The following is an 11,999-nucleotide window of genomic DNA, read 5'->3' as shown; positions in this document are numbered from 1 at the left end:
CCGCCCCCCGCGTCTGCGCCGCACCACCGGCCCTTGACAGGTGTGCACCCTAAGGTGTGACACTTGCCTCAACGACCGCAAGAACAACTGCATCGTTAGTCGGTCGCGGAAGGACCACCATGAGATTCCCCAGGACCATTCTCGCGGGTGTGGCGGTTTCGACTCTCGCCGGCGCCGCGGCGTGCGGCGGAGACACCGGAGGAAGCCAGCGGCCGGCCGGCGCGACGGCTCTGTACGACGCCCTGCCGGACGGCATCAAGGAAACGGGCGTCATCCGATTTGCCGGGGATTCCCACCCGCCCTACCGGATCGTCGGCAACGACGGCAAGACCGTCACCGGCATCGACAAGGAGCTGCAGGACGCCCTCGGCAAGGCGCTCGGAGTCCGCACCGAGATCTCGATCGTCAACGGCCTGCCCGCGGCGCTGTCCGGCATGCTCGCCTCCCGGTACGACGCCTTCAACGGGCCGGTCAAGGACACCGCCGAGCGCGAGAAGCAGTTCGACGCGATCGTGTGGATGGTCACCCGCACCTCCTACCTGATCCCCAAGGCCGGCTCCGCGGCCGTCAAGAGCTCGGCCGACCTGTGCGGCAAGCGCGTCGCCGGCACCGCGGGCAGCATCGTGGAGGACCAGGTCAAGCGCCTCACCGAGTGGTGCGCCAAGCAGGGGAAGGCGGGCATCGACTTCGTCGGCCTGGCCGACACGAACGGCACCATCCTCGCCGCCAAGTCCGGCCGCGCCGACGCGGCCGGCATGACCGAGAGCGCGGCCCTCGACGTGCTGGGCAAGGAGAAGGACGCCTTCACCTACGTCACGCAGACCGACGAGCAGGGCGCCGGCGTCGACCAGCTGGCCATGCTCGTGCCCAAGTCCGGCGGTCTCGGCCCGGTCATGCTCGACGCGTTCAAGGAGATCTTCGCCAGCGGCGAGTACAAGAAGATCATGGACAAGTACGGGCTCCAGAACGTGGCGGTGGAGGAGCCCAGGATGAACACCGCGGCGACGCCGTGAGCGCCCCGCCCCACGTCGTGGACGTCGCCTCGGCCCGCCCCCGCGTCCGCCCGCTGCGCTGGGCCGCCGGAGCCCTGCTGCTCGTGCTCGCCGCGCAGTTCGCCTGGTTCCTCCTCACCAACCCGCGGTTCGAATGGCCGGTGGCCGGCAGATACCTGTTCGACCCGAACATCCTGCGCGGCCTCGGCATGTCGCTGCTGCTCACCGTCATCGGGATGGTGCTGGGCAGCGCGCTCGGGGTGCTCCTCGCGGCGGGCAGGCTGAGCGGCTTCGCGCCGATGGCCTGGGCCTGCGGCGTTTACATCGCGGTCTTCCGCGGCGTCCCGCCCCTGGTCCAGCTCATCTTCTGGTTCAACCTCGGCTACCTGCTGCCGCGCGTCTCGCTGGGCGTGCCGTTCGGCCCGACCTTCGTCTCGTGGCCGACCAACTCCGTGATCAGCTCGCTGACCGCCGCCGTCATCGGGCTCACCCTGCACGAGGCCGCGTACATGGCCGAGATCGTCAGGGCCGGCATCCTGGCCGTGGACGGCGGGCAGCGCGACGCGGCCCGCGCGATGGGCTTCACCGCCGGGCAGAGCTTCGTCAAGGTCGTGCTCCCGCAGGCGATGCGGGTGATCGTCCCGCCCACCGGCAGCCAGTTCATCAGCCTGCTCAAGGGCACCTCCCTGGTCAGCGTGATCGCGATGGCCGACCTGCTGTACGCGGTGCAGGTGATCTACAACAGGACCTACGAGATCGTGCCGCTGCTGATCGTGGCCTGCGCCTGGTACCTGGCGGTGGTCACCGTGCTGTCGCTCGGCCAGCGGCGCCTGGAGCGGCACTTCGGAAGGGGGCAGCGGTGAGCGGCACGCCCGTCCTGCGCGTCCGTGGCGTGCGCAAGCGGTTCGGTGACCACCAGGCCCTCGACGGCGTGGACCTGGACGTGCACGAGGGCGAGGTGGTCACCGTCATCGGCCCGTCCGGATCGGGCAAGTCCACCCTGGTCCGCTGCGTCCACCAGCTGGAGAGCATCGACGGCGGGGCCATGTACCTCGACGGGGAGCTGCTCGGCTACGAACTGCAGCGGGGCCACCTGCGTCCCCTGCCGGACCGCCGGGTGGCCGCCCAGCGCGGCCGCATGGGCATGGTCTTCCAGCAGTTCAACCTGTTCGCGCACTGGAGCGTGCTGCGCAACGTGGTCGAGGCGCAGGTCGCGGTGCACGGCCGCTCGCCGGCGGAGGCGCGCGAGGAGGCGCTGCGGCTGCTGGAACGGGTGGGGCTGGCCGGCAAGGCGGACGCCCACCCCCGGATGCTCTCCGGCGGCCAGCAGCAGCGCGTCGCCATCGCCAGGGCCCTGGCCACCAATCCGCGGATCATGCTGTTCGACGAGCCCACCAGCGCCCTGGACCCCGAGCTGGTGGACGAGGTGCTGAGCGTGGTGCTCGACCTGGCCCGCGGCGGCATGACCATGATCATCGTGACGCACGAGATGAGCTTCGCCCGCGAGGTGGCCGATCGCTGCGTCTTCATGGAGGAGGGCCGGGTGGCCGCGACCGGCACCCCCGAGGAGATCTTCGACGACCCCGCCTCGCCCCGCCTGCGCGCCTTCCTGTCGCGCTTCTCCGGCCAGGCCGGAAAGACCCCTGTAGAGGAGAGCACGTCGTGAGCCTCACGGTGATGGCCGTCGGCGACCTGGTCGTCGACGAGCCCGATCCCGCGTCCTTCTTCGACCCCACCCGGGAGACGCTGGGCCGGGGCGGCGTGGTGATCGGCCACGTGGAGGTGCCGCACAGCACGTCCGCCGCCCAGGTCAGCACCGACGTCCCCGCGCCGCCCGCCGACCCCGCCGCGCTCCGCGCGGTCGCCGACGCCGGCTTCCACGTGGTGACGCTCGCGGGCAACCACGTCTACGACGCCGGCGACCAGGGCGTGGCCGACACGATCACGTACGCGGCCGAGGCCGGGCTGGCCACCGCCGGCGCCGGACCGACCCTCGACCAGGCCCGCCGCCCCGCCGTCGTGGAGCGCGACGGGCTGCGCGTCGGCGTGCTGAGCTACAACTGCGTCGGTCCCCGCGAGTCGTGGGCGACCAGCCGCAAACCGGGCTGCGCGTACGTCAAGGTGCTCACCCACTACGAACTCGACCACGCCAGCCCCGGCGGGCCGCCCGCCGTCTACACCTTCGCCGACCCCGAGTCCCTGGAGCGGATGGCCGCGGACGTGGCGGCCCTGGCCGCCGAGGCCGACGTCGTGCTGGTGTCGCTGCACAAGGGCGTCGGGCACACGCCCGCCGTCCTGGCGATGTACGAGCGGCCCGTGGCCCACGCCGCCGTGGACGCCGGCGCGCACGCCGTGTTCGCCCACCACGCCCACATCATGCGAGGCGTCGAGATGTACCGCGGCCGGCCGATCTACCACGGGCTGGGCAACTTCGTCACCGTCACCCACGCGCTGACGCCCGCGGCGGGCGACGAGGACGAACGGGCCGCGTGGGCGCGCCGCAGGGTGGAACTGTACGGCTTCGCCCCGGACCCGGACATGCCGTACTACCCCTTCCACCCCGAGAGCCGCAACACCGCCATCGCGCTGTGCCGCTTCGACCGCGACGGCCTGGTCACGGCCGGGCTCGTGCCCTGCTGGATCGACGACGCCGGCCGCCCGGTGCCGCTCGGTAACGACGAGGAGGGACGGCGGGTCGTGTCCTACATCGAGCAGATCACCCGGCGGGCCGGGCTGCGGACGGAGTTCCGCTGGGAGGGGGAGGAGGTGGTGCTGGGTGGCTGAGCGCCCGCTCGCCGGCCGCACGGTGATCGACCTGACCACCGCGCTGTCGGGACCGTACGCGACCCTGCTGCTCGCCGGGCTCGGCGCCCGCGTGATCAAGGTGGAGAACCCGCTGACCGGCGGCGACAGCTCCCGCAACAACGCCCCTTACCTCGGCGCCGGCGGGCTGACACCGGCCCGCCGCGAGGACGACGACATGTCCGTGTCGATGCTCCTGCGCGGCCGCGGCAAGCAGAGCGTCACCCTCAACCTGAAGCACCCCAAGGCCCGCGACGTCCTGGCCGGGCTGGTCCGGGTGTCGGACATCATGATCGACAACTACAGCGCGGGGGTCATGGAGCGGCTCGGCATCGGCCACGACTGGGCCGGCGCGATCAACCCGCGCATCGTGTGCACCTCGATCAGCGGTTTCGGCGCGCAGGGCGGCCCCGGCTCCGGCAAGGCGATGGACACCATCATCCAGGCGCTCAGCGGCGTGATGATGACCGCGGGCGCGCCAGGCGAGCCGCCGGTCCGCTTCGGGCTGCCGGTGGGCGACCTGGTCGCGCCGCTGTACGCGGTGATCGGCACGCTCGCCGCGGTCCTGCGGGCCGACGCGACCGGCCGGGGCCAGCACGTGGACGTGTCCATGCTGGGGGCGCTCACCTCGCTGGTGGCGTGCGAGCCGTTCGACGCCTACGAGAAGCTGGGCCTGCCCATGCGCACGGGGACGACCGTGCCCCGGCTGGCGCCGTTCGGCACGTTCCCGGCCGCGGACGGCTGGTTCGCGCTGTGCGGCCCCACCGACGCCTTTGCCCGCGGCCTGTTCGCCGCGATGGGACGCGACGACCTGGCCGAGGACCCCCGCTTCGCCTCCCGGGACGCGCGCGTGGCCAACGCGGGGGAGCTGCACGAGCTCGTGGGCTCGTGGGCGGCGGACCTCCCGCTCGCGTCGGTCCTCGGCCTGCTGACCCGGCACGGCGTGCCCGCCGCCGAGGTGCGCGAGCCCGGCGACGCCGTACGCGACCCGCTCGTGCTGGAGCGCGAGGAGGTCGTGCCGCTGGCGCATCCGCGCCACGGCCACCGCGCGGACCTGTACGGGAGCGGGGTGCCGCTCCGCTTCTCCGCCTCGGAGACGGCGTTCGACCGGCCCGCGCCCGGCCTCGGCGAGCACAACACCGAGGTCTACGGCGGGCTGCTCGGCTACTCCGACGACGAGCTCAAGGCGCTGGCCGGGGAAGGAGTGATCTGACGTGCCCACGGCACTGGCCGCGCTGGAGGAGGCCTACGCCCGGAGCGGCGCACCCGCGGGGAACCGGCCGGACGGCCGGGCTCCGGTCGTCGGCTACGTCGGGAGCGACCTGCCGGTCGAGCTGCTCACCGCCGCCGGGGTGCACGCCCTCCGCCTGACGGGCGACCCAGGATCCGGCTCCGCGCCCGGCGACCGGTACCTGGGCCGCGGGGTGGACCCGGCGGCCCGATCGGTGCTCACCCGGCTGCTCGACGGGTCCTTCGGCGAGCTGGATCGTGTCGTGGTCTCGCACGACTGCGAGGCGTCCCTGCGCCTGTTCTACGCGCTGCGCGAACTGGGCCGGGTGGAGCCGGGCGCGGGACTGCCCGAGGCGTACCTGGTGGACCTCCGGCACCTGCCGCACCGCACGACCACCCGGTACAACCGCCGCCGGCTCGGCGAGTTCGCCGCCAGGCTGGAGACCTGGACCGGCCGCGCCCTCGACCTGGCCGGCGCGGTGGCGGCGCACGACGAGCGGCGCCGGCTGCTGGCCGCCGCCGCCGAGCTGCGCAGGACCGTGCCCGCCCGCCTCACCGGGCGGCAGTTCCTCGCGGTCGTCAACGCGGCCCTGCCCGTGGCCGAGCACGTCGCGCTGCTGCGCCGGCTGCTGGCCGAGGCGGGACGGCTGGAGGAGCACCCCGGGCGGCGGGTCTTCCTGAGCGGTAGCGACCACGACACGCCGCACGTGTACGAGGCCGTCGAGTCCGAGGGCCAGGTGATCGTCGGCGAGGACCACTCATTCGGCGACCTCGCCGTGGAGGGGCCGGTCGGCGCGGGCGGCCTCGACGCGCTGGCCGAGCACCACCACCGCGGCGGCCCGGCCGCGCACCGGGCCACGGCGGGCGAGCGCGCCGCGTACGCGGCGGCGGCCGTGCGGCGGTGCCGGGCCGAGCTCTTCGTCGCCTACTGCCGGGCCGGGGACGAGGCGCCGGCCTGGGACTTCCCCGCGCAGCGCGCGGCGCTGGACATCCCCGCCGTGCTGCTGGAACGCCAGGAGTACGGCCGCGTCGACCTGGCCGCTCTGCGGAAGGAACACCCATGTCCGATGTGAGAACGCCCGGCAGCACCTCCCGGGGAGTGAAGTCGCTGGCCACGGCGGCCGAGGCGGGCGCCCACCAGCGGGAGTGGTTCGCCGACCTGCGCCGCCGGGTCGCCGCCGGCGAGCCGTTCGCCCTGCTCAACGCGGACGTCCCGCACGAGATCTTCCGCACGATGGACATCCCGTACGCGGTCGGCCAGTGGTGGGCGTCGCTGGTGGCCGCCAAGCAGCGCTCAGGGCACTACCTGGAGCTGGTCCGGCGGCGCGGCTACCCCGACTACTCCGAGCAGTACAACGCGGTCACCCTCGGCGCGGCGTTCGACCCGGAGCCGGAGGCCGGCCCGTGGGGCGGCCTGCCCAGGCCGGACATCATCGTCGGCGACGCCTCCGGCGACGTCACCCGCAAGATCTTCGACCTCTGGGGTCGTGAGCCCGGCGTCATCTTCTACCCCCTGGAGAGCGCGGCCGAGAACGAGGTCCCCGTCAACTGGTGGGAGCTCATGCCGCACCGGTGGGAGCAGGCCGTCGGCCCGGCCCGGCTGGACCTGCTCACCGCCGAGCTGGAGAACCTGGTCAGATTCCTGGAGACCACCACCGGCAGGCGCTTCAGCGAGACCCGCTTCCGCGAGGTGCTGGCCCTGGTCAACGAGCAGGAGGAGTGGAACAGGAAGGCGCGCGACCTCATCGCCCGCGCCCGGCCCGCGCCGCTCGGCGTGGTCGACAGCATCCCCAGCGTCATGCTCCCGCAGTGGCACCGCGGCACCGAGTGGGCCAGGGACATCGCCAGGCGCTTCTACGAGGAGGTGCGCGAACGCGTCGACTCGGGTCACGCCGCGTGCCCGGGGGAGCGGGCCCGGCTGATGTGGATCGGCCGCGGCCTCTGGTACGACATGGGCTTCTACCAGCGTTTCCAGGAGGAGTACGGCGCGGTGTTCGTCTGGTCGATGTACCTCGCCGTCGCCGCCGACGGATACCTCCGCTACGGCGACGACCCCATGAGGGCGCTGGCGGCGCGGTTCGCCGCCTTCAGCGACCAGCTCTACACCCCGCCGTGGTCGAGCGAGTGGTACGTCAAGGAGGCCCGCCTGCACGGCATCGACGGCGTGGTCCACCTGGTCTCCGACGACCCCCGGGGCAGCTACTTCACCGCCAGGGCGCTGGAGGCGGCCGGGTTCCCGGTGATCGAGATCCACGCCGACAACGTGGACACCCGCACCTTCGGCGACGACGTGGCCGCACAGGTCGGCCGGTGGCTGGAGGACGTGGTCCTGACCTGACCGGCGTCGCCCGCGGGGCACGTCACAGCCCGAACCCCGAAAACCCGGCATGTTGGGCACATCATTGACGGTCGTCACAAAACTGCCTTATGTTCGCGTCATCCGCCATAAATCTCAGGGGGAATCACATGGATCTGTCCGGCAAAGTCGCCGTGGTCACCGGTGCGGGCCGCGGGCTCGGCCGCGCGTACGCCGAGGCGCTGGCCGCGGCCGGAGCGGCGGTGATCGTCAACGACGTGGACGCCGAAGCGGCCTCGCGGGCCGCCGCGGCCATCACCGGCGCCGGCGGCCGGGCACACGGCGTCGCCGGCCCGGTCGGATCGGCCGAGGTGGCCGACCGGCTGGTCGCCGCCGCGGTCGAGGAGTACGGCCGGCTGGACGTGATGGTCACCAACGCCGGCATCCTGCGCGACCGGGTCCTGTGGAAGATGACGGACGACGACTTCGACGCGGTGATCGACGTGCACCTGCGCGGCACGTTCACCTGCGCGCGGGCCGCGGCGATCCGGATGCGCGAGCAGGGGAGCGGCGGCCGGCTGATCCTGATCTCCTCACCGGCGGGCCAGCGCGGGAACTTCGGCCAGACCAACTACGCCGCCGCCAAGGCCGGCATCGTGGCGATGGCCAGGACCTGGGCGATGGAACTGGCCAGGGCGGACATCACCGTGAACGCCGTCGTGCCGGTGGCGGCCACGGAGATGACCAGGACCATCCCCGCGTTCGCGCCGATCATCGAGGAGTCCGAGCGCACCGGCCGGCCGTTCCCCGCCTGGCTGCGCAGGGACGAGGGGCTGGGCACCGTCGAGGACGTGGCGGGGCTCGTCGTCTTCCTCGCCTCGGACGCCTCCGCCGGGGTGAGCGGCCAGGCGATCGGGATCGGCGGCGACCGCCTCGCCCTGTGGTCGCACCCCGCCGAGAAGGCCGTCGCCTTCGCCGACGGCGGATGGTCGGCCGACGCCGTCGCCGCCTCCTGGCGGTCGGGCGTCGGCGCCGAACCGGAGACGTACGGCATCCCCGCCCCCCAGGTCCCCGCCCAGAACGGCCAGGGAGCCTGACGTGACGGCCATGAACGTCGCCGGCCTGGTCGCGATCGACGTGCACACCCACGCCGAGATCTCCAAGGACGGCCACGGCTCGCTCAGCCCGGAGCTGTTCGGCGCCTCCGAGAACTACTTCAAGGCCCACGGGCACCGGCAGCCGGCCATTCCGGAGATGGCCGCGTACTACCGGGAGCGGAACATGGCCGCGGTGGTGTTCACCGTGGACGCCGAGCACGCCACCGGGCACCCGCGCATCTCCAACGAGGAGGTCGCGCAGAGCTGCGCCGAGCACGCCGACGTGCTGATCCCGTTCGCCAGCGTCGACCCGTGGAAGGGCCGGGCTGGTGCGCGCGAGGCGCGGCGGCTGGTCGCCGAGCACGGCGTGCGCGGCTTCAAGTTCCACCCGAGCATCCAGGGCATCGCCCCCAACGACCCGGTGGCCTACCCGCTGTACGAGGCGATCGAGGAGCTGGGCGTCCCGGCGCTGTTCCACACCGGGCAGACCGGCATCGGCGCCGGCGTTCCCGGTGGGGGCGGCATCCGGCTCAAGTACGGCAACCCGATGCTGGTGGACGACGTGGCCGTGGACTTCCCCGAACTGCGGATCATCCTGGCCCATCCGTCGTTCCCGTGGCAGGACGAGGCGCTCGCGGTGGCCACCCACAAGCCGTACGTGTACATCGACCTGTCGGGCTGGTCGCCGAAGTACTTCCCGCCGCAGCTCGTGCGCTACGCCAACACGCTGCTCAAGGACAAGGTGCTCTTCGGCTCCGACTACCCCGTGATCACCCCGGACCGCTGGCTCGGCGACTTCGCCAAGCTCGACATCAAGCCCGAGGTCCGCCCGAAGATTCTGAAGGACAACGCCGTACGCCTGCTCGGGCTCGGCACCCAGGAGAGGACGGCACCGGCATGACCACCACCGCGCGAGGGCTCGATGAGATCAGGGCGCTGAGCGGCAAGGACCTCGGCCACACCGGCTGGCACGAGATCACCCAGGACCGGGTGAACACCTTCGCCGACGCCACCGACGACCACCAGTGGATCCACGTCGACCCTGGCAGAGCCGCGGCCGGGCCGTTCGGCGGCACGATCGCGCACGGCTACCTGACCCTGGCCCTGGTCATCCCGCTGTTCAACGAGCTGCTGGACATCCAGGACGTGAAGATGAGCATCAACTACGGCCTGGACAAGGTGCGCTTCCCCGCCCCGGTCAAGGTGGGCGCCAGGATCCGCCTGGCCGGCGTCGTCGCCTCGGTCGAGGACGTCCCCGGCGACGGCGTCCAGATGCACCTCGACTTCACCGTCGAGATCGAAGGGTCGGGCAAGCCGGCCTGCGTGGCCCGGGCCCTCCTGCGGCACTACGCCTGACGCCGCCCGTACGGAGTCCCGGGTCCCCCCGCCGACAGGAGAGCGAACACCGATGCGCAACGCCGGACTGGGCGGCTGGCCCGCCCGCCGGGCACGGATGACCCCGGACCGGACCGCGTTCGTTCTCGCGGACCGGTCCGTCACCTACGCGGAGGTCCACGAGCGGACCACCCGGCTGGCGTCGCGGCTGCGCGCTTCGGGGGTGCGGGCCGGTGACCGGGTCGCCTACCTCGGCCGCAACCACGTCGCCTTCGTCGAGACGATGTTCGCCGCGCACCTGCTCGGGGCGATCTTCGTGCCGCTGAACTTCCGCCTGGCCGCGCCCGAGATCGGCTACATGCTGGACCACTCGGGCGCCACGGTGCTGATCTACGCGCCCGAGTGCGCCGAGACGGTCCGGGCCCTGCCGGTCCCTCCGCCGCACCTCGTCGCCGTCGGCGCCCCGGCTCCGGGGGAGAGCCACTACGAGACCTGGCTCGCGGCGGGCGACCCCACCCCGATCGACACGCCCGTGCGGCCGGACGACCCGGCGCTCATCCTCTACACCTCCGGAACGACCGGGCGGCCCAAGGGCGCGCTGCTCACCCACGCCAACCTCGTGTGGAACTGCTTCAACCTGCTCCTCGGCGTCGACGTCACCAGCGAGGAGGTGACGCTGATCAGCGCGCCGCTGTTCCACGTCGCGGCTCTGAACCAGACCCTGCTGCCGACCTTCCTCAAGGGCGGCCGCTCGGTGATCATGCCGTCGTGGGACGTGGACGAGTGCTACGACCTCATCGGTGAGCACCGGGTCACCTGGATGTTCGGGGTCACCACGATGTTCGCCGCCTTCGCCCGCTCGCCCCGCTGGGCCGAGGCGGACCTGTCGTCGCTGCGCCATCTCATGGCCGGGGGCGCGGCGGTCCCCGTCGCGCTGATCCGCGCGTACCAGGAGCGGGGCCTGGTGTTCTGCCAGGGGTACGGGCTCACCGAGACCGCTCCCGGCGCCACCTTTCTCGACGCCGGCCAGAGCGCGCGCAAGGCGGGCTCAGCGGGTGTGCCGGTGTTCTTCGCCGATGTCCGGGTCGTCCGGCCCGACGGCACGGAAGCGGCGGCGGGACAGCCGGGCGAGGTCCTCATCCAGGGACCGAACGTGACCCCCGGCTACTGGCGCGACCCCGAGGCGAGCGCCGCCGCGTTCGCCGAGGGCGGCTGGTTCCGCTCCGGCGACGTCGCCGCCCTGGACGAGGACGGCCATCTGCACGTCATCGACCGGCTCAAGGACATGTACATCTCGGGCGGGGAGAACGTCTACCCGGCCGAGGTCGAGGCCGTGATCTTCGAGCATCCGGCCGTCGCCGAGGCCGCCGTACTCGGGGTGCCCGACGCCACCTGGGGCGAGGCCGGCCGCGCGTTCGTGGTCGCGCGCCCCGGCGCGAGCCTCACCGCCGAGGAGTTGCGCGCCTTCCTCCGCCCCCGCCTGGCCACGTACAAGATCCCGAGGTACGTCGACATCACGGACGACCTGCCGAAGACGGGCTCAGGCAAGATCCAGAAACCCCGGCTGCGCCGCCTCCCGCTCCCCGACGCCGGCTGAGCCGCCTCTCATCGCTCCTTCCCGTACGCCCGGAGGAACGCCCGCACTCCCTCGACGATGAGCGGCCGGACCCGGGCGTCCCCCGCCGCGTTCGCGGAGCCGAGCCGGCTGATGGCGACTCCGAAGGTCAGCGCGATGAAGTGGTCGGCGGCGAGCCTCGGGTCGGCGATGTCGAGCAGCCCGGCCCTGGCCAGGGCGGCGAGCCGCTCCCCGACGGCCTCGTCGGGGGCGTTGGCCATCGCGCGGTCGTCCCTGGGTGGCAGGTGGTCGGACTCCGTCTGGCCCAGCCGTTGCAGCATGGCGTAGTCGGCTGAGTTGAGCATGTCGGTGGCGATCCTCATGGAGAACGTGACGAGCGCGTCCTCCAGTTCGCCGGCCTCGGTGAGGTCGGTGAGCGTCTCGTCGAGGGTGCGCTGGATCGTGGCGATCAGCGACTGGCCGATGTTCTCGACGACGGTGCGCAGCAGGGTCCGCTTGTCGCCGAAGTAGTCGTAGACCGTCCGGGTCGACACCTTCGCCCGGGCGGCGATCGCGTCGATGCTCGACCGGTCGAAGCCGTTGGCGAGGAACAGCTCCTGGGCCGCGGCGAGGATGGCGGCCCGTTTCTTCGCGGATCCCTCACGCAGCGTCTTCGTAGGCGGCATGGACAG

Annotated in this window: 12 protein-coding genes; 11 read left to right on the top strand and 1 reads right to left on the bottom strand. The window is 72.6% G+C overall.

The features are described 5' to 3' along the window. Window positions 1–149: 149 nt before the first annotated feature. The 11 genes from B0I32_RS40435 (at window position 150) to B0I32_RS40385 (ending at window position 11,349) form a co-directional block, all read left to right on the top strand. The gene (locus B0I32_RS40435; RefSeq protein ID WP_245956328.1) at window positions 150–1,013 is read left to right on the top strand and encodes a transporter substrate-binding domain-containing protein; all 864 of its coding nucleotides are present in this window, start codon (window positions 150–152) and stop codon (window positions 1,011–1,013) included. After that, window positions 1,010–1,855: an amino acid ABC transporter permease gene (locus B0I32_RS40430; RefSeq protein WP_106248710.1), complete on the top strand. Its 846-nt coding sequence runs from the start codon at window positions 1,010–1,012 to the stop codon at window positions 1,853–1,855. Before B0I32_RS40435 ends, B0I32_RS40430 begins: the two co-directional genes overlap by 4 nt. Continuing rightward, window positions 1,852–2,658 carry an amino acid ABC transporter ATP-binding protein gene (locus B0I32_RS40425; protein WP_106248708.1) on the top strand — a complete coding sequence of 269 codons (807 nt, stop codon included), beginning with the start codon at window positions 1,852–1,854 and terminating at the stop codon, window positions 2,656–2,658. Before B0I32_RS40430 ends, B0I32_RS40425 begins: the two co-directional genes overlap by 4 nt. Beyond that, window positions 2,655–3,776, top strand: coding sequence for a CapA family protein (locus tag B0I32_RS40420; RefSeq protein WP_245956327.1), 1,122 nt, complete (start codon window positions 2,655–2,657; stop codon window positions 3,774–3,776). Before B0I32_RS40425 ends, B0I32_RS40420 begins: the two co-directional genes overlap by 4 nt. Next, the gene (locus B0I32_RS40415) at window positions 3,769–5,007 is read left to right on the top strand and encodes a CaiB/BaiF CoA transferase family protein (protein WP_106248706.1); all 1,239 of its coding nucleotides are present in this window, start codon (window positions 3,769–3,771) and stop codon (window positions 5,005–5,007) included. Before B0I32_RS40420 ends, B0I32_RS40415 begins: the two co-directional genes overlap by 8 nt. A gap of 1 nt (window position 5,008) precedes the next feature. Continuing rightward, on the top strand, window positions 5,009–6,097 hold the full coding sequence (locus tag B0I32_RS40410) for a 2-hydroxyacyl-CoA dehydratase family protein (protein WP_106248705.1): 1,089 nt from the start codon (window positions 5,009–5,011) through the stop codon (window positions 6,095–6,097). After that, window positions 6,085–7,362 carry a 2-hydroxyacyl-CoA dehydratase family protein gene (locus B0I32_RS40405; protein ID WP_106248703.1) on the top strand — a complete coding sequence of 426 codons (1,278 nt, stop codon included), beginning with the start codon at window positions 6,085–6,087 and terminating at the stop codon, window positions 7,360–7,362. The genes B0I32_RS40410 and B0I32_RS40405 overlap by 13 nt, the downstream gene beginning before the upstream one ends. Before the next feature lie 128 nt (window positions 7,363–7,490). Next, a complete protein-coding gene (locus B0I32_RS40400) occupies window positions 7,491–8,417 on the top strand; it encodes an SDR family NAD(P)-dependent oxidoreductase (RefSeq protein ID WP_106248702.1) in 927 nt (308 codons plus the stop codon). Window positions 8,418–8,427: 10 nt separating this feature from the next. Next, window positions 8,428–9,318, top strand: a complete 891-nt coding sequence (locus B0I32_RS40395) for an amidohydrolase family protein (protein WP_106248823.1) — start codon at window positions 8,428–8,430, stop codon at window positions 9,316–9,318. Further along, window positions 9,315–9,773 (top strand): MaoC family dehydratase, encoded by a 459-nt coding sequence (locus B0I32_RS40390; RefSeq protein WP_106248700.1) that lies wholly within the window; start codon window positions 9,315–9,317, stop codon window positions 9,771–9,773. The genes B0I32_RS40395 and B0I32_RS40390 overlap by 4 nt, the downstream gene beginning before the upstream one ends. Before the next feature lie 52 nt (window positions 9,774–9,825). Then, window positions 9,826–11,349 carry an acyl-CoA synthetase gene (locus B0I32_RS40385; RefSeq protein WP_106248699.1) on the top strand — a complete coding sequence of 508 codons (1,524 nt, stop codon included), beginning with the start codon at window positions 9,826–9,828 and terminating at the stop codon, window positions 11,347–11,349. A gap of 8 nt (window positions 11,350–11,357) precedes the next feature. Here B0I32_RS40385 and B0I32_RS40380 read toward each other — a convergent pair whose 3' ends face one another. After that, on the bottom strand, window positions 11,358–11,993 hold the full coding sequence (locus B0I32_RS40380) for a TetR/AcrR family transcriptional regulator (RefSeq protein WP_106248697.1): 636 nt from the start codon (window positions 11,991–11,993) through the stop codon (window positions 11,358–11,360). Window positions 11,994–11,999 lie beyond the last annotated feature (6 nt).

This window comes from Nonomuraea fuscirosea, from assembly GCF_003001935.1.
Taxonomy (GTDB): domain Bacteria; phylum Actinomycetota; class Actinomycetes; order Streptosporangiales; family Streptosporangiaceae; genus Nonomuraea; species Nonomuraea fuscirosea.
This window is presented reverse-complemented; position numbering and strand designations above follow the sequence as displayed.

Coding starts and splice junctions, on each gene's coding strand:
- B0I32_RS40400 (WP_106248702.1), top strand. CDS start 7,491: ATGGATCTGTCCGGCAAAGTCGCCGTGGTCACCGGTGCGGGCCGCGGG.
- B0I32_RS40405 (WP_106248703.1), top strand. CDS start 6,085: ATGTCCGATGTGAGAACGCCCGGCAGCACCTCCCGGGGAGTGAAGTCG.
- B0I32_RS40395 (WP_106248823.1), top strand. CDS start 8,428: ATGAACGTCGCCGGCCTGGTCGCGATCGACGTGCACACCCACGCCGAG.
- B0I32_RS40390 (WP_106248700.1), top strand. CDS start 9,315: ATGACCACCACCGCGCGAGGGCTCGATGAGATCAGGGCGCTGAGCGGC.
- B0I32_RS40385 (WP_106248699.1), top strand. CDS start 9,826: ATGCGCAACGCCGGACTGGGCGGCTGGCCCGCCCGCCGGGCACGGATG.
- B0I32_RS40380 (WP_106248697.1), bottom strand. CDS start 11,993: ATGCCGCCTACGAAGACGCTGCGTGAGGGATCCGCGAAGAAACGGGCC.